The organism is Pseudomonas sp. MPR-R2A5, assembly GCF_058793055.1.
This window is the reverse complement of the sequence record NZ_JBXAFK010000001.1, coordinates 235,978-261,558: the sequence shown is the minus strand read 5'-3', so window position 1 is coordinate 261,558 and position 25,581 is coordinate 235,978. Positions and strand designations below refer to the sequence as shown.

The 25,581-nt window shown below is 60.5% G+C and carries 19 protein-coding genes and 1 tRNA gene; 16 read left to right on the top strand and 4 right to left on the bottom strand.

What is annotated here, in order from left to right:
• The first annotated feature begins 442 nt into the window (after positions 1–442).
• The 5 genes from dnaG (at position 443) to arsA (ending at position 10,325) form a co-directional block, all read left to right on the top strand.
• Entirely contained in the window at positions 443–2,413 is a 1,971-nt protein-coding gene (gene dnaG, locus AC1Q6I_RS01205; protein ID WP_069077159.1) for a DNA primase, read from the top strand.
• Between the two features lie 67 nt (positions 2,414–2,480).
• Entirely contained in the window at positions 2,481–4,331 is a 1,851-nt protein-coding gene (gene rpoD / locus AC1Q6I_RS01200) for an RNA polymerase sigma factor RpoD (RefSeq protein WP_024077730.1), read from the top strand.
• Between the two features lie 123 nt (positions 4,332–4,454).
• Complete coding sequence (locus AC1Q6I_RS01195; protein WP_024077731.1) at positions 4,455–8,198, top strand: EAL domain-containing protein; 3,744 nt, start codon at positions 4,455–4,457, stop codon at positions 8,196–8,198.
• Between the two features lie 15 nt (positions 8,199–8,213).
• Positions 8,214–8,290: transfer RNA gene (locus tag AC1Q6I_RS01190), tRNA-Ile, on the top strand.
• 274 nt (positions 8,291–8,564) lie between these two features.
• Complete coding sequence (gene arsA, locus AC1Q6I_RS01185) at positions 8,565–10,325, top strand: arsenical pump-driving ATPase (protein WP_102623878.1); 1,761 nt, start codon at positions 8,565–8,567, stop codon at positions 10,323–10,325.
• A 62-nt stretch (positions 10,326–10,387) separates the two neighbouring features.
• Here arsA and AC1Q6I_RS01180 read toward each other — a convergent pair whose 3' ends face one another.
• Entirely contained in the window at positions 10,388–10,813 is a 426-nt protein-coding gene (locus tag AC1Q6I_RS01180; protein WP_024077733.1) for a VOC family protein, read from the bottom strand.
• A 112-nt stretch (positions 10,814–10,925) separates the two neighbouring features.
• Between AC1Q6I_RS01180 and AC1Q6I_RS01175 the strand changes: the two genes are divergently transcribed.
• The 10 genes from AC1Q6I_RS01175 (at position 10,926) to pqqE (ending at position 20,739) form a co-directional block, all read left to right on the top strand.
• Entirely contained in the window at positions 10,926–11,795 is an 870-nt protein-coding gene (locus tag AC1Q6I_RS01175) for a LysR family transcriptional regulator (RefSeq protein WP_102623879.1), read from the top strand.
• A 36-nt stretch (positions 11,796–11,831) separates the two neighbouring features.
• Entirely contained in the window at positions 11,832–12,278 is a 447-nt protein-coding gene (locus AC1Q6I_RS01170) for an Lrp/AsnC family transcriptional regulator (protein WP_024077735.1), read from the top strand.
• Between the two features lie 167 nt (positions 12,279–12,445).
• Positions 12,446–14,128, top strand: a complete 1,683-nt coding sequence (locus tag AC1Q6I_RS01165) for a flavin monoamine oxidase family protein (RefSeq protein WP_102623890.1) — start codon at positions 12,446–12,448, stop codon at positions 14,126–14,128.
• 10 nt (positions 14,129–14,138) lie between these two features.
• Positions 14,139–14,933 carry a carbon-nitrogen hydrolase family protein gene (locus tag AC1Q6I_RS01160; RefSeq protein WP_024077737.1) on the top strand — a complete coding sequence of 265 codons (795 nt, stop codon included), beginning with the start codon at positions 14,139–14,141 and terminating at the stop codon, positions 14,931–14,933.
• 48 nt (positions 14,934–14,981) lie between these two features.
• Complete coding sequence (gene pqqF / locus AC1Q6I_RS01155; RefSeq protein ID WP_102623880.1) at positions 14,982–17,363, top strand: pyrroloquinoline quinone biosynthesis protein PqqF; 2,382 nt, start codon at positions 14,982–14,984, stop codon at positions 17,361–17,363.
• Between the two features lie 159 nt (positions 17,364–17,522).
• Positions 17,523–17,597, top strand: coding sequence for a pyrroloquinoline quinone precursor peptide PqqA (pqqA, locus tag AC1Q6I_RS01150; RefSeq protein ID WP_003194766.1), 75 nt, complete (start codon positions 17,523–17,525; stop codon positions 17,595–17,597).
• Positions 17,598–17,668: 71 nt separating this feature from the next.
• A complete protein-coding gene (pqqB, locus tag AC1Q6I_RS01145; RefSeq protein ID WP_024077739.1) occupies positions 17,669–18,580 on the top strand; it encodes a pyrroloquinoline quinone biosynthesis protein PqqB in 912 nt (303 codons plus the stop codon).
• 11 nt (positions 18,581–18,591) lie between these two features.
• On the top strand, positions 18,592–19,344 hold the full coding sequence (gene pqqC / locus AC1Q6I_RS01140; RefSeq protein ID WP_024077740.1) for a pyrroloquinoline-quinone synthase PqqC: 753 nt from the start codon (positions 18,592–18,594) through the stop codon (positions 19,342–19,344).
• The gene (gene pqqD / locus AC1Q6I_RS01135; protein ID WP_024077741.1) at positions 19,341–19,616 is read left to right on the top strand and encodes a pyrroloquinoline quinone biosynthesis peptide chaperone PqqD; all 276 of its coding nucleotides are present in this window, start codon (positions 19,341–19,343) and stop codon (positions 19,614–19,616) included. Before pqqC ends, pqqD begins: the two co-directional genes overlap by 4 nt.
• Positions 19,609–20,739 (top strand): pyrroloquinoline quinone biosynthesis protein PqqE, encoded by a 1,131-nt coding sequence (pqqE, locus tag AC1Q6I_RS01130; RefSeq protein ID WP_258538722.1) that lies wholly within the window; start codon positions 19,609–19,611, stop codon positions 20,737–20,739. Before pqqD ends, pqqE begins: the two co-directional genes overlap by 8 nt.
• A gap of 5 nt (positions 20,740–20,744) precedes the next feature.
• Here the strand turns inward: pqqE and AC1Q6I_RS01125 are convergent, their stop codons facing one another.
• Complete coding sequence (locus tag AC1Q6I_RS01125; RefSeq protein ID WP_024077743.1) at positions 20,745–20,903, bottom strand: YqaE/Pmp3 family membrane protein; 159 nt, start codon at positions 20,901–20,903, stop codon at positions 20,745–20,747.
• Positions 20,904–21,085: 182 nt separating this feature from the next.
• Positions 21,086–22,354, bottom strand: coding sequence for an aspartate aminotransferase family protein (locus AC1Q6I_RS01120; RefSeq protein ID WP_069077144.1), 1,269 nt, complete (start codon positions 22,352–22,354; stop codon positions 21,086–21,088).
• A gap of 209 nt (positions 22,355–22,563) precedes the next feature.
• Here AC1Q6I_RS01120 and AC1Q6I_RS01115 point away from each other — a divergent pair, with 209 nt between their 5' ends.
• Complete coding sequence (locus AC1Q6I_RS01115) at positions 22,564–23,463, top strand: LysR family transcriptional regulator (RefSeq protein ID WP_024077745.1); 900 nt, start codon at positions 22,564–22,566, stop codon at positions 23,461–23,463.
• A 241-nt stretch (positions 23,464–23,704) separates the two neighbouring features.
• On the opposite strand, the gene AC1Q6I_RS01110 is transcribed toward AC1Q6I_RS01115, so the two are convergent.
• Complete coding sequence (locus AC1Q6I_RS01110) at positions 23,705–25,483, bottom strand: acyl-CoA dehydrogenase C-terminal domain-containing protein (RefSeq protein WP_102623881.1); 1,779 nt, start codon at positions 25,481–25,483, stop codon at positions 23,705–23,707.
• Positions 25,484–25,581: the final 98 nt, after the last annotated feature.

Here is a 25,581-nt window from a genome sequence, read left to right as displayed (position 1 = left end):
TACACAGACGTTCGTAGCAAGCTTCTGCCAAGCCCGGCCCTCAGCCGGGCTGTTGGCATTTGCGGATATCGCTTGATGCTTCATCGTCGACGCCGCCCATGCGACAGAGACACCGCTTCACACGTCAGGACTGGCTTTTCTGCCAGCGGTGCACGTCTCTTCTGACGAGCCTAACAAGGCTACTGACGAGCACACTTATTTTCAGGCAGGCGATCAACAGGTCGACTGTGCCCAGCGATGAGCTTCCGAGGCCCTCTATTGGCCAAGACCGGATGCCAGGGCAGCCTTTACACGCCGGACACTGATTGAAATTAACGTCAGTGAACGTTCGGCAGATACACTTCCATACAGCCCAAGCAGACGATTGATGGTCGAGCCACTCGATACGTACGCCTGAGCACTTCACGGGCCCTCAATTACACGCAGTGATGACGAGAACGCCATGGCCGGGCTGATTCCCCAGAGCTTTATTGACGACCTTCTGAACCGCACCGACATCGTCGATGTTGTCAGCTCGCGCCTGCAAATGAAGAAGGCAGGCAAGAACTACACCGCCTGCTGCCCGTTCCACAAGGAAAAGACCCCTTCGTTCAGCGTCAGCCCCGACAAGCAGTTCTATTACTGCTTCGGTTGCGGCGCGGGCGGCAATGCCCTCGGCTTTATCATGGACCACGACAACCTGGACTTCCCCCAGGCCGTCGAGGAACTGGCCAAAGCCGCCGGCATGGAAATCCCTCGCGAAGAAAGTGGCCGACCGCACAAACCGCGGCAACCCACTGACTCGCCGCTATACCCACTACTGACCGCCGCTGCGGACTTTTATCGCCAGGCGCTCAAGAGCCATCCGCAGCGCAAGGCCGCCGTCGATTACCTCAAGGGCCGTGGCCTTACCGGTGAAATCGCCCGCGACTTCGGTCTCGGCTTCGCCCCGCCGGGCTGGGACAACCTGTACAAACATTTGAGCAGCGACACCCTGCAGCAAAAAGCCATGATCGACGCCGGCCTGCTGGTGGAAAACGCCGAGACCGGCAAGCGCTACGACCGTTTCCGCGACCGCGTGATGTTTCCGATCCGCGATAGCCGCGGCCGGATCATCGCCTTCGGTGGTCGCGTGCTCGGCGACGACAAGCCCAAGTACCTGAACTCCCCGGAAACCCCGGTGTTCCACAAGGGACAGGAACTCTACGGCCTGTTCGAGGCGCGCAAGAACAATCGCAACCTCGATGAAATCATCGTGGTTGAAGGCTATATGGATGTGATCGCCCTGGCCCAGCAAGGTTTGCGCAACGCCGTGGCCACCCTCGGCACAGCCACCAGCGAAGAGCATATGAAACGCCTGTTTCGCGTAGTGCCCAGCGTTTTGTTCTGCTTCGACGGCGACCAGGCTGGCCGCAATGCCGCCTGGCGCGCCCTCGAAGCCACGCTGTCGAGCCTGCAGGATGGTCGCCGCGCACGCTTTCTGTTCCTGCCCGAAGGCGAAGACCCGGACACCCTGGTCCGCTCCGAAGGCACCGACGCCTTTCGCGCACGCATCAATCAACACGCGCAGCCGCTGGCGGATTATTTCTTCCAGCAACTGACTGAAGAAGCCGACCCGCGCTCTCTCGAAGGCAAGGCCCACATGGCCACCCTTGCGGCGCCACTGATCGACAAGGTTCCAGGCGCCAACCTGCGCACCCTGATGCGTCAACGCCTGCTGGAAATCACCGGCTTGAGCGGCGAAGCGGTCAGCCAGCTGGTGCACAGCGCACCACAGGACGCACCGCCCGCCTACGACCCTGGCATGGACTACGACGCCATGCCGGACTATTCCGACTTCCACCAACCGCAGGAGGCGTATGCGCCCCAGCAGGAGTGGACGCCGAAGAAACCCGGCGCCGGCGGCAAGAAATGGGACAAGAAACCGTGGAGCAAGAACGGCAAGCGCGGTGATCGCGACGAGCCCTATGCCCCGCGTACACCGGTAGCCGTGGAAGCCCCGACGCTCATTGCATTGCGCACGTTGATTCATCACCCGCAATTGGCGGGCAAGGTCGAAAGCGCCGAGCATTTTGCCAACGAAAGCAATACCTACGCCCAGGTGCTGATTGCCCTGATCGAGGCAGTGCAGAAAAATCCTAAGCTAAACTCTATTCAGCTGATGGCTCGTTGGCATGGCACCGAACAAGGTCGCTTGCTCAAGGCACTCGCGGAAAAGGAGTGGCTAATTGACGGCGACAACCTTGAACAACAGTTTTTAGACACCATTACTAGGTTATCCGAGGGCCAGCACACGCAGACCCTCGATGAACTCATCAAGAGAGCAAGGCAGCCGGGATTGTCGGCTGAAGAGCAAATTCAGATAGCAAAACAGATGCGCGACCTCTTAAAACAGAATGTTTCCGCATCAAACCCGACCTCAGCTGGCGTGTGAGGTCATAGCTCGGGTATAATCCTCGGCTTGTTTTTTGCCCGCCAAGACCTTCAGTGGATAGGGTGTTATGTCCGGAAAAGCGCAACAGCAGTCTCGTATCAAAGAGTTGATCACCCTTGGTCGTGAGCAGAAGTATCTGACTTACGCAGAGGTCAACGATCACCTGCCTGAGGATATTTCAGATCCAGAGCAGGTGGAAGACATCATCCGCATGATTAATGACATGGGGATCCCCGTACACGAGAGTGCTCCGGATGCGGACGCCCTTATGTTGGCCGACGCCGATACCGACGAGGCAGCCGCTGAAGAAGCCGCTGCCGCGTTGGCCGCGGTGGAGACCGACATCGGTCGCACGACTGACCCTGTGCGCATGTATATGCGTGAAATGGGTACCGTCGAGTTGCTGACACGCGAAGGCGAAATCGAAATCGCCAAGCGTATTGAAGAGGGTATCCGTGAAGTGATGGGCGCAATCGCGCACTTCCCTGGCACGGTTGACCACATTCTCTCCGAGTACACTCGCGTCACCACCGAAGGTGGCCGCCTGTCCGACGTCCTGAGCGGTTATATCGACCCGGACGACGGTATTGCGCCGCCTGCTGCCGAAGTGCCGCCGCCTGTCGACCCGAAAGCCGTGAAAGCGGACGACGATGCCGAAGACGACGATGCTGAAGCCAGCAGCGATGACGAAGATGAAGTCGAAAGCGGTCCAGACCCGATTATCGCTGCCCAGCGTTTCGGTGCGGTTTCCGATCAAATGGAAATCACCCGCAAGGCCCTGAAAAAGCACGGTCGCGCCAACAAGCTGGCGATTGCCGAGCTGGTAGCGCTGGCCGAGCTGTTCATGCCGATCAAGCTGGTACCGAAGCAATTCGAAGGCTTGGTTGAGCGTGTTCGCAGTGCCCTTGAGCGTCTGCGGGCACAAGAGCGTGCGATCATGCAGCTCTGTGTTCGTGATGCGCGCATGCCGCGTGCCGACTTCCTGCGCCAGTTCCCGGGCAACGAAGTTGACGAAAGCTGGACCGATGCACTGGCCAAGGGCAAGGCGAAATACGCCGAAGCCATTGGTCGCCTGCAGCCAGACATCATCCGTTGCCAGCAGAAGCTGACCGCGCTTGAGACCGAAACCGGTCTGACGATTGCCGAGATCAAGGACATCAACCGTCGCATGTCGATCGGTGAGGCCAAGGCCCGCCGCGCGAAGAAAGAGATGGTCGAAGCGAACTTGCGTCTGGTGATCTCCATCGCCAAGAAGTACACCAACCGTGGCCTGCAATTCCTCGATCTGATCCAGGAAGGCAACATCGGCTTGATGAAGGCTGTGGACAAGTTCGAATACCGTCGCGGCTACAAGTTCTCGACTTATGCCACCTGGTGGATCCGTCAGGCGATCACTCGCTCGATCGCCGACCAGGCCCGCACCATCCGTATTCCGGTGCACATGATCGAGACGATCAACAAGCTCAACCGTATTTCCCGGCAGATGTTGCAGGAAATGGGTCGCGAACCGACTCCGGAAGAGCTGGGCGAACGCATGGAAATGCCTGAGGATAAAATCCGCAAGGTATTGAAGATCGCTAAAGAGCCGATCTCCATGGAAACCCCGATCGGTGATGACGAAGACTCCCACTTGGGTGACTTCATCGAAGACTCGACCATGCAGTCGCCAATCGATGTCGCCACCGTTGAGAGCCTTAAAGAAGCGACTCGCGACGTACTCTCCGGCCTCACTGCCCGTGAAGCCAAGGTACTGCGCATGCGTTTCGGCATCGACATGAATACCGACCACACCCTTGAGGAAGTCGGTAAGCAATTTGACGTGACCCGTGAGCGGATCCGTCAGATCGAAGCCAAGGCGCTGCGCAAGTTGCGCCACCCGACGCGAAGCGAGCATCTACGCTCCTTCCTCGACGAGTGATCCCAGAACCCCCGGCCCAGGCCGGGGGTTTTGCTGTGTGCCGATAAAATTCCCCGCGCACCCCTCTCCCCCCGCAATGCCCGTCTACACTCGAAACATTCCCCGTGCCATAACGAGACCGTTATGCCCAGATTGCCGACCGTGATACTGCTGTCGCTGCTGACCTGGACCGCAACGGCTGGCGCGTTGACTCTCACTGATGATGAGCGTGGCTGGTTGGCGGACCATCAGGAGCTGCGCCTGGGGGTGGACGCGTCGTGGCCGCCCTTTGAGTACCGTGATGAAAACGGCCGCTACCAAGGCTTGGCGGCAGACTATGTGCGGTTGATCCAGGACCGCCTCGGCGTCAGGATCAAACTGATCGAGCCGGAGAACTGGAGCGCCGTGCTGGAGCTAGCCAGGCAAAACAAGCTCGATCTGCTGCCCGGCATCATGTCCACCCCGGAACGCCAGAGTTTTATGGCGTTCACACGTCCTTACCTGGACTTTCCCATTGTCATCCTCGCCCATGAAGGCGGTGCACACCCACGCAACCTGAAGGAGCTCTATGGCCTGAAGATCGCCGTGGTGGAAAACTACGCCCCCCATGAGCTACTGCGTACCCACCACCCTGACCTCAATCTGGTGGCTCTGCCCAACGTGAGTTCGACGCTGCAGGCGTTGGCCACTGATGAAGTAGACGCCGTGGTCGGCGATCTGGCTTCCAGCGTCTGGAGCCTGCGCCAGCTCAAGCTCGACGGTTTGTACGTCAGCGGCGAGACACCCTACCGCTACCAACTGGCGATGGGCGTACCTCGGGATGACAAAATGCTGGTGAGCATCTTGGACAAGGTTCTCGCCGACCTCAGCCCAGATGAAACTCAAGCGATTCAGCAACACTGGGTCGGCAGCCTCACCGATCACCGCACCTTCTGGTCAGACCTGCTGACCTACGGCCTGCCGGCGGTACTGCTATTGAGCACGGTGCTGGCCATCGTGATTCGCATCAACCGCCGCCTCAGCTCAGAGATCTCTCGCCGTGTCGCCCTCGAGCAGGAGCTGCGCAGCAGCGAATACCACTATCGCGGCCTGGTCGAAAGCCTGTCCGCCATAGCCTGGGAAGCCAGCGTCAGCGATTTCACCTACAGCTACGTGTCGCCGCATGCCGAAGAGTTACTCGGCTATCCTCGCGCCCATTGGCTGATTCCCGGCTTCTGGCGCAACATCATTCATCCTGCCGACCTGACACGTACCGAAGCGTATTGCTTGCGCGAAACCCGCGCCAACCGTGATCACAGTGTTGATTACCGAGTGATCACGGCCGATGGCCGCTGCTTGTGGGTCCGCGATATTGTCAGCCTGATCGAACATGGCCATGAACCGGTGCTGCGTGGCTTGATGATCGACATCAGCGACGCCAAGCGCACCGAAGAGGCGCTGCAGTTGTCAGAGCAAAAGTTTGCCTCGGTGTTCCAGCAGTGCCCGGATATTCTGGTGATCGCACGGATGTCCGATGGCTGCCTGCTGGAGGTCAATAAAGCATTCGAGGACCAGGTTGGCCTGAAGGCCAAGGACGTGATTGGTAAAACCGCCACCGAGCTGAATATCTGGGGCATCCCCGGTACCGGCCCGGATCTGTTGCAACAGGTGCAGACCACCAGCATCCGCAACCTGGAAATGCCTTTTCTGCGCAGCAATGGCCAAGCGTTTACCGGCCTGATTTCGGCCGAACCCTTCCAACTCGACACTATCGAAGCGCTGGTGGTCGTGGTGCGTGATATCACCCAACTCAAGGAAACCCAGCAACAGCTGCAAACCTCCGAAGAAAAATTCGCCAAGGCCTTCCATGCCTCCCCCGATGGTTTACTGCTGAGCCGTCAAAGCGATGGCCTGCTGATCGAGGTCAACGAGGGGTTCAGCCGCATTACCGGCTTTACCAGCGCGACGTCCCTGGACCAGTCGACCCTGGACCTGGGCATCTGGGTCGACCTCAACGAACGCAAACACATGATCGAGCTGATGCAGCGCGACGGGTTTGTCCGCGACTTCATCTGTCACATCCGCCGCAACGACGGGCAGACTCGGCTTTGTGAAGTGTCCAGCCGCCCGCTGCCCATTGGCGGTGATGACTGCATGTTGACCATCGCTCGGGACATCACCGAACGCCAACAGATGCAGGAAAAACTGCAACAGGCCGCAACGGTTTTCGAGAGCACCGCCGAAGGCGTATTGATCACCGACACCCGGCAGAACATCAGCGCCGTCAACCGCGCCTTCAGCGAAATCACCGGCTACAGCGAAGCCGAGGCCCTCGGCCACACGCCGCGCCTGCTCGCCTCGGGCCTGCACGACAGCGCCTTTTATGCCGCCATGTGGCACCAGTTGACTGCCCATGGGCACTGGCAAGGCGAAATTTCCAACCGTCGCAAGAACGGTGAGGTGTATCCCAGTTGGCTGACCATCAGCGCCGTGCGCAACCGCGACCAGTTGATCACGCATTTTGTCGCCGTGTTCGCCGACATCTCCAGCCTCAAGCACGCCCAGGCCCGCCTCGACTATCAGGCACACCACGACCCCCTGACCGGCCTGCCCAACCGCACGTTGTTTGAAAGTCGGTTACAGGCCGCCATCAACTGCCAGCAGGAAACCGGCAGCCAGGGCGCGGTGCTGTTCCTCGACCTGGACCGCTTCAAACATATCAACGACAGCCTCGGTCACCCCATCGGCGACCTGCTGCTCAAGGACATCGCCGTACGTCTCAAGGAGCAGTTGCGCGACATCGACACCGTCGCACGCCTGGGGGGTGACGAATTCATCATCCTGCTGCCCGGCCTGCAACAAGCCAGCGATGCACAACACTTGGCCAACAAACTGCTGGACTGCTTCACCCCGCCGTTCCAGGCCGGTGAACACGAGTTCTTTATCAGCGCCAGTATTGGCACCAGCCTCTACCCCCAGGACGGCACCGACGTGGCCACCTTGGTCAAAAACGCCGACGCCGCGATGTACCGCTCCAAGGCCAAGGGCCGTAACCGGGTCGAAAGCTACACCCGCGACCTAACGGCCCAGGCCAATGAACGCGTAGCGCTGGAGCACGAACTGCGGCGCGCCATCGAACGCGATGAATTGAGCCTGTATTACCAACCAAAACTGAGCCTGCTCACGCAGGAACTGATCGGGGCCGAGGCACTGATCCGCTGGCACCACCCGACATTCGGCGATGTAGCGCCGGAACACTTTATCGCCCTGGCCGAAGAAAACGGCATGATCCTGCAGATTGGTGACTGGGTGCTGGAACAGGCGTGTCGACAAATGCACGCCTGGCAAACCGCCTTCGATGGCTTCGGCCCCCTGTCGGTCAACCTCGCCGGCGCCCAACTGCGTCACCCCAACCTGCTGTCACGTATCGAACAATTGCTGCGCGAGTACCACCTGGAACCTGGCTGCCTGCAACTGGAGATCACCGAGAACTTCATCATGAGCCAGGCCGAAGAAGCCCTCGATGTGCTGCATCAGCTCAAGCGCCTGGGCGTACAACTGGCGATTGATGACTTCGGTACCGGCTATTCGTCCCTCAGCTACCTCAAGCGCCTGCCCCTGGACTTCCTGAAGATCGACCAATCCTTCGTCCGCGGCCTGCCCGACGACCCTCACGACGCCGCCATCGTGCGCGCCATCATCGCCCTCGGCCACAGCATGCAATTCACCATCATCGCCGAGGGCGTGGAAAATTCGGCGCAGCAAGCCTTCCTTGCCGCAGAGGGCTGCGAACAGATGCAAGGCTACATCGTCAGCCTGCCTCTCCCCCCAGAGCTGTTCGCCGCGACCTTTCTTCGTATGAGCGTTGAGGATTTTTCGGATAGCACAGCGGAGAAACCATCGCTATAATCCGCGACCTACTAAGGGCCTATAGCTCAGTTGGTCAGAGCAGAGGACTCATAATCCTTTGGTCCACGGTTCAAGTCCGTGTGGGCCCACCAACTCCAAAGCCGCGCATTGCGCGGCTTTTGCGTTTCTGGCGTATCGACCTCATATACAGTCCAACGGTCCAAGTGATCGTGACCGAAGGTTATCGCCGGAGGAAGAACACCTTCTGCTCGCCGCCGTGAATAGACATAGCAACCCTATGCTGGGCTGGACTGTTTGCATCGCTGGGCTAAACCTGTCCGCTTGATTCATAAAATAAACTGGAGGTGCAGAACACCGGTCTAAACTCTGAGCCTCAGTTGTGCTCCGCGGGGAGGCCAGCACGCCATGCAACCCACCATCAAACTGCTCGATCAACCCACCAAATATATGTTCTTCACTGGCAAGGGCGGAGTGGGCAAAACGTCGGTCTCCACTGCGGTATCAATCGCCTTGGCTGATGCAGGCAAGCGGGTGTTGTTGGTTAGTACAGACGCCGCCTCGAACCTTGATGAGATGCTCGGTGTCGAGCTGAGCAATCAGCCTGTAGCAGTGTCGGAGGTGCCTGGGATGTTCGTGCTGAACATCGACCCCGAGGCCGCCGCCATCGACTACCGAGCCCGGGTAGTCGAGCAAATGGGCTCCCAGGCCAGCGATCAGGATATTGCTCTGGTACGCGAGCAACTTTCGGGGGCATGCACGACCGAAATCGCAACCTTCGATGAGTTTGCCCACCTCCTGTCAGAAGGCGCAGCAGCCTACGATTATGTCGTGTTCGATACCGCGCCCACGGGGCACACGCTTAGACTGTTGAGCCTGCCAAAAGCGTGGAGCGGTTTTTTGGAAGGCAATGACCGTGGCGCGTCATGCCTGGGGCCGCACTCGGGTTTGAAAATGCAGGAGCAGCTTTTCAAGCAGGCGTTGGCGGCGCTCAACAATTCAGCCCTGACCACCGTTGTGCTAGTCACTCGCCCTGACAAAGGCGCGCTCGACGAGGCTGCGCACTCCTCCGACGAGCTCCGTGAGTTGGGTCTGGTCAACCAGCGTTTAGTGGTAAACGCGGTGTTCAAACGCAGCGATTTGAATGACCCGATCGCAGCAGCGATCGAGGCTATTGGCCAACGGGCGCTCGACCAGATGCCAGCTTCACTGCGCCAGCTTTCAGCCGACTATATTTCGCTCAAGGCCGTAGACTCCGTTGGTTTGCCCGCGCTTCGCGGACTGCTTGCCCCGGAGCCTGCCAGGCCAACAAGTACTGCAACTCAAGCGCCCTCACGCCTGGAACATCACACGCTCTCGGAGCTGATCGCCGAGCTTGCGAATGATGAACGCGGGTTGATCATGGTCATGGGCAAAGGTGGGGTTGGCAAAACCACTATTGCCGCCGCCGTCGCCCTGGGCCTGGTGCAGCACGGCAAGTCCGTGCACCTGAGCACCACTGACCCTGCGGCGCATCTGGCCGTGACCCTCAATGCCGATGTGAAAGGGCTTAGCGTTGGCCGCATTGACCCTAAGGTCGAGACCCAAAAATACGTAGACAAGATCGTGGCGTCCCGCGCGCCGACCCTGACGGAAGCTGAAATAGCCTTGCTCATCGAGGACCTTCGCTCCCCCTGTACCGAAGAGGTCGCCGTCTTCCACGCGTTCTCCCGCGTGGTTTCTCAAGCCAGGACCTCGTTCGTGGTACTGGACACCGCCCCCACGGGGCATTCTTTGCTACTGATGGATGCCACAGGCGCCTATCACCGCCAGATGCTTCGGGAATTCAAAGGCCGAGCCTCGGACCATATCGTTACGCCATTGATGCGCCTGCAAGATGCCAACTACACCAAAATTCTCCTTGTGACACTGCCCGAAGCCACACCTGTGTCTCAGGCGGCAGCGCTGCAAGATGACTTGCGCAGGGCCAACATCGAACCGTATGCATGGGTGGTCAATAAGTCACTATTGGCTACAGCCACCACCGACCCGCTGCTGCGCGCGCGCCTGGATAGCGAGCAAAAACAGATGACGCGAGTAGCCGACCAAACCAGCCATGCTGTCATTGTGGTTCCCTGGACGGCGGAGCCGCCTGTTGGCGTCGCTGCGTTAAAGCACCTGCTGGATTGATGCGCCAGCGTCGGCTCGACGCTGCGTCTCTACTGGAAGAAAGACCGTGCGAAATACAGTCATCACTTCGCAAACAACTGCCCCATATCCCGAAACGCCTTGAACTCCAGCGCATTCCCGCACGGATCAAACAGGAACAACGTCGCCTGCTCCCCCACCTGCCCCTTGAACCGAATGTGCGGTTCCAACACAAACTTCGTCTCCCGCGCCTGCAAACGCTCGGCCAGGGCATGCCAGTCTTCCCAGCCCAGCACCACGCCAAAATGCGGGACCGGCACGTCGTGGCCGTCCACTGCATTGGTATGCGCCGCTGCTTGAGAGGCGGTTTTCGGGTGTTCGTGGATGACCAATTGGTGGCCGAAGAAATTGAAGTCAACCCAGTGCTCGCTCGACCGCCCCTCCTCCAGGCCAAAGACTTCAGCGTAGAAGTGCCGCGCGGCGGCCAGGTCGAATACTGGGATTGCCAGGTGAAAAGGAGCCAATGCCATCAGGTCAAACCTCTGTGGGTATTAGATGCGTCGAGTTTAGCCTTGCTCCAGATGATGAAAAGACGATAATTTTTGCGCCGAGCTCAAATTATTTCGATGAATCGAGACGTCCATGCTGCGTGAATTGAAGACCTTTATTGCGGTAACCCGCCATGGCACGTTTGCGGCGGCGGGCATGCATATCGGGCTGACGCAGTCGGCGGTGAGTGCACAGATTCGCCAGCTGGAGCAGGTGCTGGGGATGCAATTGTTCGACCGCACGGGACGCCAGGCCACCCTGAATGCCGCCGGCATTCGCGCTTTGCCGCTGGCCAAGGAAATCCTGGAGACCTTCAACCGCATGGCGGTGCCGGTGGATGCCAACGAATACCGGGGCGAGTTGAAAGTCGGCGCGATCACCACGGCGCAGACCGGCCTGTTGCCTCAGGCGCTGGTGCGCTTACGCCAAGCCGCGCCGACAGTGGAATGCAAATTGGTGCCCGGGGTCTCCCTTGAGTTGCTGAGCCAGGTCGACGCCGGCGAGCTGGACTCGGCGATCATCATTCGCCCGCCCTTTGACTTGCCCAAGGAGTTGCATGTACGCGTGCTGCGCAAAGAGCCGTTCGTACTGATCGCGCCTCAGACCGTCGACGGCGATGACCCTTTGCAATTGCTCGGCACACAGCCACACGTACGTTATGACCGCGCTTCGTTTGGGGGGCGATTGGTCAGCCGATTTCTGCGTGAACAAAAGATAGAGGTACAGGTAGCGCTCGAGCTGGATGAGCTGGAAGCCATCGTGAAGATGGTCGAGTACGGCCTGGGCGTGTCGTTGATTCCCCAGGCGGGCCTGTGGCTGGAGCGCTCGCCACAGGTGCGGATTATCCCGCTGGGTCATCTGACCTTTTACCGCGAGATCATCCTGTTGAGCCGCTACAGCCAACGCCACCTACCGGTACCACAGCTGTTCGCCCGCTGCCTGCTCGCCGACGCAAGCCTGTAACATGCCATCCCATTGCCGCCCGGATCGGAGCCTCCCTTGCACGCCCTAGATGAAATCGATCGCCAATTGATCGCCGCTTTGCAGATCAACGCTCGCGAAAGTGTCGCCATGCTTGCCCGGCAGTTGGGTATCGCGCGCACCACCGTGACGTCACGCCTGGCGCGCCTGGAAAAAACCCAGGTGATTACCGGTTATGGCGTGCGCCTTGGCCAGCGGGTCGTGGATGGCGGTTTGCAGGCTTATGTCGGCATCACCGTGCAGGCACGCTCGGGCAAGGACGTGCTGCGCAGGCTCAGCGCCATGGCTCAGGTCCAGCAGCTCTGCGCCGTGAGCGGCGAGTTCGATTACGTGGCCTGGCTGCGCACCGATTCGCCGGAGCAGTTGGATCAACTGCTGGACCAGATCGGCAGCGTCGACGGCGTGGAGAAAACCACCACCTCGATCATCCTCAGCAACAAATTAGACCGTGGCCAGCCAATCTGACCAGCCACCTCGTCAGATTGACCAAAAACAATCCAAACCGACGACAGTTTGCGTCTTATTAACGAGCGCTACGCTGCCTAAACTGGCTGCCATCTTTTCCTATACTCAGCGGGTCGCTTCCCGCCGAGTCGTCAGTAAGGTCAGCCATGAGCATTCCTTCCAGCACCATCAGCAAAACCAACCGCCACCCGGTCGACGGCAAGAAGCCCATCACCATCTTCGGCCCGGACTTTCCGTTTGCCTTTGATGACTGGATCGAACACCCAGCAGGCCTGGGCAGCATTCCCGCAGCCAACCATGGCGCGGAAGTGGCGATCGTCGGCGCCGGGATTGCCGGGCTGGTGGCCGCTTATGAACTGATGAAGCTGGGTTTGAAGCCCGTGGTATACGAAGCCTCGAAGATGGGTGGCCGCCTGCGCTCCCAAGCCTTTGAAGGCGCCGAAGGCATCATCGCCGAGCTGGGTGGCATGCGTTTCCCGGTATCGTCCACGGCGTTCTATCACTACGTGGACAAACTGGGCCTGGACACCAAACCCTTTCCCAACCCACTGACCCCGGCCTCCGGCAGTACGGTGATCGACCTGGAAGGCCAGACCCACTACGCACAAAAGCTCTCTGACTTGCCGGCACTGTTCCAGGAAGTGGCTGACGCCTGGGCCGATGCCCTGGAAGCCGGTTCGCAGTTCGGCGATATCCAGCAAGCCATCCGCGACCGTGACGTGCCACGCCTCAAAGAACTGTGGAATAAACTGGTGCCCTTGTGGGACGACCGCACCTTCTATGATTTTGTCGCCACCTCCAAGGCGTTCGCCAAGTTGTCGTTCCATCACCGCGAAGTGTTCGGCCAGGTGGGTTTCGGCACGGGCGGCTGGGACTCGGATTTCCCCAATTCCATGCTGGAAATCTTCCGCGTGGTGATGACTAACTGCGACGACCACCAGCACCTGGTGGTCGGCGGCGTGGCGCAAGTGCCCATGGGCATCTGGCGCCATGTGCCGGAACGTTGCGCCCATTGGCCAGCCGGTACCAGCCTCAGTTCATTGCACAGCGGCGCGCCACGGGCCGGGGTCAAGCGCATTGCCCACGCGCCCGATGGCCGGTTCGCAGTCACCGACAACTACGGTGACACCCGTGAATACGCGGCGGTACTGACCACCTGCCAGAGCTGGTTGTTGACCACCCAGATCGAATGCGATGAAACCCTGTTCTCGCAAAAGATGTGGATGGCCCTCGACCGTACGCGCTACATGCAGTCGTCGAAAACCTTCGTGATGGTCGACCGCCCGTTCTGGAAAGACAAAGACCCGGAAACCGGCCGCGACCTGATGAGCATGACCCTCACCGATCGCCTGACCCGTGGCACTTACCTCTTCGACAACGGCGACGACAAGCCGGGCGTGATCTGCCTGTCGTACTCGTGGATGAGCGACGCCCTGAAAATGCTCCCGCAGCCCATCGACAAGCGGGTGAAGCTGGCCCTCGACGCGCTGAACAAGATCTACCCGAAAGTCGACATCAAGGCGCGCATCATCGGCGACCCGATCACCGTGTCCTGGGAAGCCGACCCGCATTTCCTCGGGGCCTTCAAGGGCGCGCTGCCCGGCCACTATCGCTACAACCAGCGGATGTACGCGCACTTCATGCAGAAGGACATGCCCGCCGAACAACGAGGGATTTTCATTGCCGGCGACGACGTATCCTGGACCCCCGCCTGGGTGGAAGGCGCCGTGCAAACCTCGCTGAACGCGGTGTGGGGCATCATGACCCACTTCGGTGGCAGCACCCATCCAGAAAACCCAGGGCCGGGTGATGTGTTCGATGACATCGGGCCGATCGCCCTGCCCGAGTAAGGAGTTGACCATGCGTGTCGCCCTGTACCAATGCCCGCCCTTGCCCCTGGATGTGGCGGGCAACCTCAAGCGCCTGCACAAACTGGCGCATGAGGCGTCCGGCGCTGATGTGCTGGTGCTGCCGGAGATGTTCCTGACCGGCTACAACATCGGCGCCGAGGCCGTGGGCGCACTGGCCGAAGCGCAGAATGGCCCATCAGCCCATGCGATTGCCGAACTGGCACGCAGCGCGAAGCTGGCGATTCTGTACGGCTACCCGGAGCGAGCCGAGGATGGGCAAATCTACAACGCCGTGCAATTGATCGACGCCAACGGGCAGCGCCTGTGCAACTACCGCAAGACGCACCTGTTTGGCGACCTGGATCATTCGATGTTCAGCGCCGGCGAAGATGATTTCCCGCTGGTGGAACTCAACGGCTGGACGCTCGGATTTCTCATCTGCTACGACCTGGAGTTCCCGGAAAACACCCGGCGCCTGGCCCTGGCCGGCGCCGAACTGATCCTGGTGCCCACGGCCAATATGGTGCCGTTCGACTTTGTTGCCGACGTCACCGTGCGGGCACGGGCCTTTGAGAACCAGTGCTACGTGGCCTACGCCAACTATTGCGGGCACGAAGGCGAGATCCATTACTGCGGACAAAGCAGCATCGCCGCGCCCAATGGCCAGCGCATCGCCCAGGCCGGCCTGGATGAAGCCTTGATTGTCGGCACGCTGGAACACCAATCGATCCTCGACGCCCGCGCCGCCAATCACTACCTGCAAGACCGTCGCCCCGAGCTCTATGGCACGCTGTACAAGCCCTGACCTGATGGGTTTGCTAGCATAGGCGCTTCCTACGTTTCGGAAGTGCCCATGCCTGCGCCGGTCCATCCTCACCACTCTCATCTGACCCTGGCCAATGGTTTGCGGGTTTCCCTGCGTCATGCCCCGCGCCTGAAGCGCTGCGCCGCGGCCTTAAGAGTGGCTGCCGGCAGCCATGACGTCCCGTTGGCGTGGCCAGGCCTGGCGCATTTCCTGGAACACTTGCTGTTTCTGGGCACGGTGCGGTTCACGGGTGACGAAGGCCTGATGAGCTACGTGCAGCGCCACGGCGGCCAGGTCAACGCCAGCACGCGCGAGCGCACCACGGACTTTTTCTTTGAGCTGCCGGTATCGACCTTCGACGATGGGCTGGAGCGGCTGGCGGACATGCTGACTCACCCGCGCCTGATGCTGGAAGACCAACGGCGCGAGCGCGAGGTGCTGCACGCGGAGTTCGTCGCCTGGTCCGAGGATGCCAACGCACAGCAACAAGTGGCACTGCTGCAAGGCGTCGCCGCCAATCATCCACTGCGGGGTTTTCATGCCGGCAATCGCGATAGCCTGCCGCTGGAAAGCGAGGCATTCCAGCAAGCGTTGCGGGCATTTCACGCGCACTTCTATCGAAGCGGGCAGATGACGTTGAGCCTTGCCGGCCCACAATCATTGGCGCAACTGGAAGCCTTGGCGCAGCGGTTCAGTGACGCACTGACATCGGGGCCCCTGCATCCGCAGGACGCCCCACCCGCCTTGATGGCCGGCCTGGCGCGCGGTTATCAACACACTGCTGGCAATCACCTGCATCAGGTCATCACCTGCGCAGCACCCCGCGAAGCGCTGGATTTCCTGTGCCTCTGGCTTAATACCTCGGCGCCGGGCGGTCTGCTTGCCGAAGTGAAAACGCGACAACTGGCCACCGCGCTGCATGCCAGCGTGGTTTATCACTTCAGCGGGCAAGCGCTGCTGGATGTCGACTTTACCCTGGGCACCCAACGCGGCTCAGCACCACAGATCGAGACACTGCTGCACGACTGGCTGAGCTTTTTCGCCCACAGCGACTGGACACCCTTGCGCGAAGAGTTCGCCTTGCTGAACGCGCGCCAACAACAGACCCTGAGCGCACTCGCCTTGGCGCGACATGACAGCGACGGCCTGGAGCCACAACTGTCGGAACACAGCGCCACCGCCCTCAAGGCCATGCTCGACGCCCTGCAACTGGCGCCCTCCCGGCACACCTGGCAGCTCCCGCCGAACAACCCGTTCCTGCGCCCGCCTGCCAGGGACGAACGCGCCGGTTTGATCCGTGGCCAGACCAGCGCCCATCGCGGCTTGCGCACCTTCGCCCAGGACCGCTCACGGGGACGCAGGGAAGTGTCGGCTCTGACCTTCAGCCAGGCCCTGGCGAATGACAGCGGCGAAGGCGCTTTATACCTGCGCTGGCGCTTTGATTCTCCCGTGCCAGCAGGGCTGGAAAGCACGTTGCAGCCCTTGCGCACGAATGCCCGCCAGGCCGGGGTCGAATTGTCTTTCGAAACGACCGGCAACGATTGGCTGCTGAAAATGGTCGGCCTGCATGAGCCCATGCCGGCCGTGCTGGAAGCGTTGGCACATCGCCTGCACCAGCCGTTGGAGGCGCCCTGCGCACCGCCCACTATGATCGCGATTCGAACATTGCTCAGCGCCCTGCCGGCGTGCTGCGCCGGCAGCCCGCCCAAGGCCGGTGAGCCATCGGCGTCGTGGGCCAACGCGCGTTGGCACGGGCTGGGCTGCGGTTTGCCCGCCGCGTATGAAGCGGCGATCAAAACCGCTGCCGCTCGCTTGCCCGGGCAGCCCGTTAACAGCGAGCACGTCCCCCCAAGCCTCAGCGGTCAACAGCTGTGGCATGAAGTAAAGACCGATTCCAACGACGCCGCCTTGCTGCTGTTTTGCCCGACACCCACATATTCCCTGGCGGATGAAGCGTCATGGCGACTGCTCGGGCATTTGCTCCAGGGCCCGTTCTATCAACGTCTGCGCGTTGAATTGCAGCTGGGCTACGCCGTATTCAGCAGTGTCCGACAAATCAACGGGCAAACCGGCCTGTTGTTGGGGGTGCAGTCCCCCAGTGTTTCCCTTGAAGCGATCGTTGATCACTTCCAGGCGTTTCTTGCCCAACTGCCGGCATTGATCGACAGCAACGACGACCTGGGCCAGCAACCCTTGGCGCAACAATTCACAGCACAGGCGCTGCCCATCGCCCAAGCCGCCGAACTGTTGTGGCACGCGCGCCTGGCAGGCCATCCGTCGGATTACCTCTCACAGTTGCAACAAGCAATCCTGACCCGCACCCGCGAAGACCTGCAGTACGCCGCCCAACAATTGCAGCTCGCCGCGGGCGGCTGGCGCTGCGTCGCCAATGGTCCGCGCATCAATGCTGCCTGGCAGACGGTGCAGTGATCATTGCCGCCCCTGCAATAGGCTTTTTCCACCAAGACAGCGCTAACTTGAAAAGAATTCGGTAACATTCCCACGCACACATCTGAACATCTCCGACTGGAGGTGGACTATATGTATTACTTGGTAGTAAACGTCCCATCCCTTCGTAGGAGTAAGAATATGACCTGGTCCAAACCTGCTTACACTGATCTGCGCATCGGTTTCGAAGTGACCATGTACTTCGCCAGCCGCTGATTGGCTGGGTAAGATTACGCCTCGGCTCGTCCGGGGCGTTTTTGTTTTCAGCTTTGCTTGATGGAGCGGCCATGTTTGTCCAGATTCTAGGTTCCGCCGCCGGCGGCGGCTTCCCGCAGTGGAACTGCAACTGCGTGAACTGCGCAGGCTTTCGTGACGGCAGCCTGCGGGCGCAGGCGCGCACCCAGTCGTCCATCGCGATTTCCGACGATGGCGTCAATTGGGTGCTGTGCAATGCTTCGCCGGATATTCGCGCGCAACTCCAGGGCTTCGCGCCCATGCAGCCCGGTCGCGCACTGCGCGATACCGGCATCAGCGCAATCATCCTGATGGACAGCCAGATCGACCACACCACCGGCCTGTTGAGCCTGCGCGAAGGCTGCCCGCACCAGGTGTGGTGCACCGACATGGTCCATGAAGACCTGAGCAGCGGCTTCCCTCTGTTCACTATGCTCACCCACTGGAACGGCGGCCTGGCCTGGAACCGTATCGAGCTGGACGCCAGCTTCACCATCCCCGCCTGCCCCAACCTGCGCTTCACCCCGCTGCCGTTGCGCAGCGCCGCGCCACCCTATTCGCCGCACCGCTTCGACCCGCACCCCGGCGACAACATCGGCCTGATCGTCGAAGACCTGCGCACTGGCGGCAAACTGTTCTACGCCCCAGGCCTGGGTAAAGTCGATGCGCCGCTGCTGGAGATCATGGCCGGCAGTGATTGCCTGCTGGTGGATGGCACGATGTGGGACGACGATGAGATGCAGCGCCGTGGCGTCGGCACCCGCACCGGTCGCGAGATGGGCCACCTGGCACAGAACGGCCCCGGTGGCATGCTCGAAGTGCTGGAACAATTGCCGAAGCAGCGCAAAGTGCTTATCCATATCAACAATACCAACCCGATCCTCGATGAAGACTCCCCCGAACGAGCGGAACTGGTGCGGCGCAATGTCGAAGTGGCTTACGACGGCATGAGCATTGAATTGTAGGAGCTGACGACATGACTGACACACCGTTGACACCCGTCGAATTCGAGCACGCCCTGCGGGCCAAGGGCGCCTTCTACCATATCCATCACCCATACCACGTGGCGATGTATGAAGGCCGCGCCACCCGCGAGCAGATCCAGGGCTGGGTCGCCAACCGTTTCTACTACCAGGTGAATATCCCACTGAAAGACGCCGCGATCCTGGCCAACTGCCCGGACCGCGAGATCCGCCGCGAATGGATCCAGCGCCTGCTCGACCACGATGGCGCCCCCGGTGAAGATGGCGGTATCGAAGCCTGGCTGCGTTTGGGCCAGGCTGTCGGCCTCGACCCGGACCAACTGCGCTCCCAGGAACTGGTGCTGCCCGGCGTGCGCTTTGCGGTGGACGCCTACGTCAACTTTGCGCGCCGCGCCAGCTGGCAGGAAGCCGCCAGCAGCTCGCTGACCGAGCTGTTCGCGCCGCAGATCCACCAATCACGCCTCGACAGCTGGCCACAGCATTACCCGTGGATCGACCCCACCGGCTACGAGTATTTCCGCACCCGCCTGGGCCAGGCCCGACGCGATGTGGAACACGGGCTGGCGATCACCCTGCAGCACTACACCACCCGTGAAGGCCAGGAGCGCATGCTGGAAATTCTCCAGTTCAAACTGGACATCCTGTGGAGCATGCTGGATGCCATGAGCATGGCCTACGAACTGAATCGCCCGCCGTATCACAGCGTGACCGAGCAGCGGGTCTGGCATAAAGGGATCGCCCTATGAGCTTTGATCGCAGCAAAAAACCGACCTGGCGCCAGGGCTACCGCTACCAGTACGAACCCGCGCAAAAAGGCCATGTGTTGCTCTACCCCGAAGGCATGATCAAGCTCAACGACAGCGCCGCGCTGATTGGTGGGTTGATCGACGGTGAGCGCGACGTGGCGGCGATCATCACTGAGCTGGATAAACAATTCCCCGGTGTGCCTGAGCTGGGTGATGACATCGAGCAATTCATGGAGGTCGCCCGTGCCGAGCACTGGATCACCCTTGCCTGAAAAACCGGCGATCGGCCTGCCGCTGTGGCTGCTCGCCGAGCTGACCTACCGCTGCCCGTTGCAATGCCCGTATTGCTCCAACCCGCTGGACTTTGCCGAGCAAGGCAAGGAGCTGAGCACCGAGCAATGGATCAAGGTGTTTCGCGAGGCTCGTGAGATGGGCGCCGCACAATTGGGGTTTTCCGGCGGTGAGCCGCTGGTGCGCCAGGACCTGGCCGAGTTGATCGCTGAGGCGCGCAAGCTGGGCTTCTACACCAACCTGATCACCTCGGGCATCGGCCTGACCGAGCAGAAGATCAGCGACTTCAAGAAAGCCGGCCTGGACCATATCCAGATCAGCTTCCAGGCCAGCGACGAACAGGTAAACAACCTGCTGGCCGGTTCGAAAAAAGCCTTCGCGCAAAAGCTGGAAATGGCCCGTGCAGTGAAGGCGCACGGCTACCCGATGGTGCTGAACTTCGTCACCCACCGGCACAATATCGACAAGATCGACCGCATCATCGAGCTGTGCATCGCGCTGGAGGCGGACTTTGTCGAACTCGCCACCTGCCAGTTCTACGGCTGGGCGCAGCTCAATCGTGTGGGCCTGTTGCCGACCCAGGAGCAACTGGTGCGCGCCGAACGCATCACCAACGAATACCGCGCCAAGCTCGAAGCCGAAGGCCACCCGTGCAAGCTGATCTTCGTCACCCCGGATTACTACGAGGAACGCCCGAAAGCCTGCATGAACGGCTGGGGCAGTATCTTTCTGACGGTAACACCCGACGGCACCGCCCTGCCTTGCCATGGCGCTCGACAGATGCCGGTGCAGTTTCCCAATGTGCGCGACCACAGCATGCAGCACATCTGGTACGACTCCTTCGGCTTCAACCGCTTTCGCGGCTATGACTGGATGCCCGAGCCGTGCCGTTCATGCGATGAAAAGGAAAAGGACTTCGGCGGCTGCCGCTGCCAGGCTTTCATGCTCACGGGGGATGCGAGCAATGCCGACCCGGTGTGCAGCAAGTCCGAGCAACACGGCATCATCCTTCAAGCACGGGAAGAAGCCGAACATGCCACCCAGACCATCGAGCAACTGGCCTTTCGCAATGAGCGCAACTCACGGCTCATCGCAAAAGGCTGACGACCTCAGCGCTTGGCGATGATGTACACGGCGTGGATGATGCCCGGGAAGTAACCGCATAAGGTCAGCAGGATGTTCAGCCAGAACGCGCCGGCAAACCCCACTTGCAGGAACACACCCAGTGGCGGCAGCAGAATGGCGATGATGATACGAATGAAATCCATGGGTCAGCTCCAAAAAGTCGGCTCGTGTGAGCCGTGTAGCTAATCGACCTTGGGGGTTCGTGAGGGTTCAGTGGGATCTGGCACCGGGCCATACCGAAGTGCACAGTCAAAAAAACGCCCCCAGCCGAAAAAATCAGGCTGGAGGCGACGCGTAGACCGCGAGACGGTTCAGGAATAAGGGGTTAAACGGCGATGCCCTTGCGGCATTGCAACTGCGCGGTGCGCACGCGGGAGAAAGCGCGGGCCAGGCGCAGGAGCATTTCGTCGATATTGCTCTTGCTCACGGTCAGCGCCGGCGTGAAGCGCAGGCAGTCGGGCTGCGGGGCGGTCAGGATCAAGCCTTCATGAAGTGCAGCTTTTACTACGGCGTCCGCAGAGTCATCCGACAGCGTCAGCCCCCACATCAGGCCGTGACCGCGCAGTTCGCCGTGATCGTAGCGATAAGCCAGGCGGGCCAGGCCTTCACCCAGGTAAGCACCCGACTCGCGCACATGTTCAAAGAAGCCGTTCTCCAACACAGTATCGAGGACCGCGACACCGGCCGACGCCATCAGCGCGTTGCCATGATGGGTGCCTTCCAGCTCCCCCACTTCAAAGCAACAGGCTTTGCCCCGCGCCAACAGCGCCGCCAACGGTACGCCGCCGCCCAGGCCTTTGCCGAGGGTAACGATGTCGGCCCGCACGCCGTACTGCTCTTGCGCGAGCAAGGTGCCGCAACGGCCGATGCCGGTTTGCACTTCGTCGAGGATCAGCAGAATCCCCAGCTCACGACACAGGCGCTCAACGCCTTTAAGGTAGTGATCGGTCGCCGGGATGACCCCGGCTTCACTCTGGATCGGCTCCAGCATGATGGCGACGGTGTGTGCATCGACCGCGGCGTGCAAGGCCGGCAGGTCGTTGAACGGCACATGGCTGAAACCCGGCAACTGCGGCTCAAAGCGGTTTTCCTGGGTGCTCGCCGAGGCCGACATCGCCGCAAAGCTGCGACCATGACAACCGTTGCTGGCACTGATGATTCGATACGCGCCACCGCGATACAACTGCCCCCATTTGCGCGCCAGCTTGATCGCCGCTTCGCAGGCTTCCGCGCCACTGTTGAGCAGATACGCCTGGTCGCTGCCGGTGCGATGACACAAGCGCTCGACCAGAGTGAGTTGGGCGCGATTGTGCAGGGCATTGCCGGGATTGATCAGGGATTGGGTCTGATCAGCCAGGGCTTTGATCAGGACCTGTGGGCTGTGGCCGAGGCTATTGGCGGCACTGCCCTGGCTGAAATCCAGGTAGGCACGGTCATCGCTGTCCCACAGCCAGGATGCCTGGCCACGTACAAAGACTTGTGGGGGGCGTGCCACGGTTGGCATCAGGCATTCGCCGGGGAGATCTTCATGGGGCGCGTCCAGGATCAGGTCATCCAGGCTCGCCGCGGGGCGACGCAAATTGAACAGGTTCACACTTTACCTCCCATGGCAACCACGCCTTGGTCGGTCCCACCGGCAAAACCCCACGAGAGGTTTTTTGCCTTGCCTATGCAAATACCATCAACATAAACGCTATTCATTGCCCGATCTGGCCCTGTAAGCCTTGTGGATAGGCGCTAGACTAGGCGTCTCGGCGGCTAACGGCCATTTCGATTTTCCAGCTTTTTCGATAAGAAAGACTTATGGATTTCAAGCAACTGCGTTATTTCGTCGCGGTATATGAAGAAGGCCACGTGGGCCGTGCCGCTGAACGCCTGTCGATCTCCCAACCGGCGCTGTCACAGCAGATTCGCCAACTGGAGCAGAACCTGGATGTCAGCCTGTTCGAGCGCAGCAGCAAGCGCCTGTTACCGACACTCGCCGCCCATACCTTGTACAACCACGCCCTGCCGTTGATCGACGGTATGCAGCAAGCCGTCGAAGCCTTGCGCAACTTCAAGGGCCAGGCACTGCGCACCTTGGCCATCGGCGTCCTGCAAACCGTGCACACCAGCCTGGTGCCGCAGATGCTGGAGCGGGTGCGCAAGGCCCAACCCCACCTGGTGGTGCAGATCTACGAATTGACCGGGATTGAGATTGAACGGCGGCTGCTCAACGGTTCGCTGGACATCGGCATCAGTTACCTGCCGCCACGCCAGCCGGGCCTGCACGGTGTGCTGTTGTATGAAGATGAACTGAAAGTGGTGATCCCCGAGGATCACCCCCTGCGCGAGTTCAAGAAGGTCTCGCTGAAACAGGCGGCCGAATTGCCGATGTTGCTGCTGGGAGAAGAGTTTCAGGTTCGACAGATCTGGCAGGGCCAGTTGGCTAACCTCGGGCGGCGCCCGCAAGTGCAAGCGGAGCTCAATACCATGGTGGGGATTCTCGACAGCCTGCCCCATACCAAACTGGCGACCGTCTTGCCGGGCCGTTCCCAGGATGAACACAACAGCCAGTCGCTGCTGTGGAAGCCCTTGAGTGAACCCAGGGTGCCGCTGAAAGTGGGCCTGGTGTGCCGCGATGTGCAGCGTCAGCAGGCCACGATGGCGTTGCTGCGCACCTTGCTTGAAGACGTGATGAATGCCCCGCTGGCCCAGCCCTGAACTCAGCGCCCCTGACTTTTTCGCGGGCAAAAGAAAACCCCGCCGAAGCGGGGCTTTGCAGACTGTTTCCCTGACATCCATTTCACTCCGCCATCCTGGCAGAATCCTACGTGTCCGTGTTGTTGCTTTGCGCTTCCTGCGCGACGTCCATGTGAAGTAGATTATCCGTGGATCCAATTTGGCGATAGAGGACGAATAGCGGCACGTCATGTAAGAGAATGCTTACACGCCCTCCACCCCCTTAGAACTGCGCTTCATCCAGCAAAAACAGCGATTCGCTACCGGCTTTTACAGACGCACTCAGTGAGTGAATCCGCGGCAACAGGCGGGCAAAGTAGAACCGTGCAGTGCCCAGCTTGCTGGCGTAGAAATCTTCCTGCGCCTCTTTGCCCAACGCGGCCTTAGCCATCAATGCCCACATATAGGCATAGGCCATGTATCCAAATGCATGCAGGTATTCCACCGAGGCCGCGCCGATTTCATTCGGGTTGGTCTTGGCGCGGTCCAGCACCCAGGCGGTCAGGTCGTCCAGGTTATCCACCGCCGCGTTCAGCGGCTTGGTGAACTCGGCCAGCTCAGGGCCCGCAGTGGCGGTGAACTGGCGAATCTCATCGGCGAACAAGGTGTAGAACGCACCGCCGCTGCCGACGATCTTGCGCCCCATCAAGTCCAACGCCTGGATGCCATTGGTGCCTTCGTAGATCTGGGTGATACGCACATCGCGCACCAGTTGCTCCTGGCCCCATTCACGAATGTAGCCGTGGCCGCCAAACACTTGCTGGCCGAGCACGGCGGTTTCCAGGCCCAGGTCGGTGAGGAACGCTTTGGCGACGGGGGTCAACAGCGCCACCAGGTTGTCGGCACGCTCGCGGGTGGCAGCGTCTTCACTGAACTTGGCGATGTCCAACTGCGTCGCCACGTAAGTGGAGAACGCACGGCCGCCTTCGTTCGAGGCTTTCATGGTCAGCAGCATACGGCGCACGTCGGGGTGCACGATGATCGGATCAGCCACCTTGTCCTTGGCCTGCGCCCCCAGGGGCGAACGGCTCTGCAAGCGGTCACGCGCATATTCGATCGCGTTCTGGTACGAGCGCTCGCCGGACGCCAGGCCCTGGATACCCACCCCCAGGCGCTCGTAGTTCATCATGGTGAACATCGCTGCCAACCCACGGTTAGGCTCGCCCACCAGGTAGCCGACCGCTTCGTCGAAGTTCATCACGCAGGTCGCCGACGCCTGGATACCCATCTTGTGTTCAATGGAACCGCAGCTCACCGGGTTACGCGCGCCCAGGCTGCCGTCGGCGTTCACCATGAACTTCGGCACCAGGAACAACGAAATGCCCTTGGGACCGGCCGGCGCATCCGGCAACTTGGCCAGCACCAGGTGGATGATGTTTTCCGTCAGGTCGTGTTCACCACCGGTGATAAAGATCTTGGTGCCGCTGACTTTGTAGGACCCATCCGATTGAGGCTCGGCCTTGGTCCGGATAATGCCCAGGTCGGTGCCGGCATGGGCCTCGGTCAGGCACATGGAACCGGCCCACTTGCCGGAGTACATATTCGGCAGGTAGGTGGCCTTGAGCGCCTCGCTGGCATGGGTGTTGATCGATACACAGGCGCCCGAGGTCAACATCGGGTACAGGCCGAACGCCAGGCTCGACGAGTTGATCATCTCTTCGACCTGGGCCGACACGGCCTTGGGCATGCCCATGCCACCGAAGATCGGGTCACCGCCGACACCGACCCAGCCACCTTCCGCGTAGGTTTTGTACGCCTGGGGGAAACCCTCCGGCGTGGTGACGACCGTGTCCGCCCAGTGGCAACCCTGTTCATCGCCACCACGGCTGAGCGGGGCGATGGATTTGGCGGTGACTTTGCCGGCCTCTTCAAGGATCGCCTCAACGGTTTCGGCATCTACGGTGTCTGCCAATGCCGGCAATTGGGCCCAAGTTTTGGCGACCTCAAAAACTTCGTTGAGGACGAAGCGCATATCACGCAGCGGCGCTTTGTAATCAGCCATGGCAAACCTCGTGAGAACGTGAAAAGTGATTCGATAGGATCGGTTTTACAGGCTCCGAGTGTACCCGAACAACTTTTCAGACACATAGGGTCCACTTG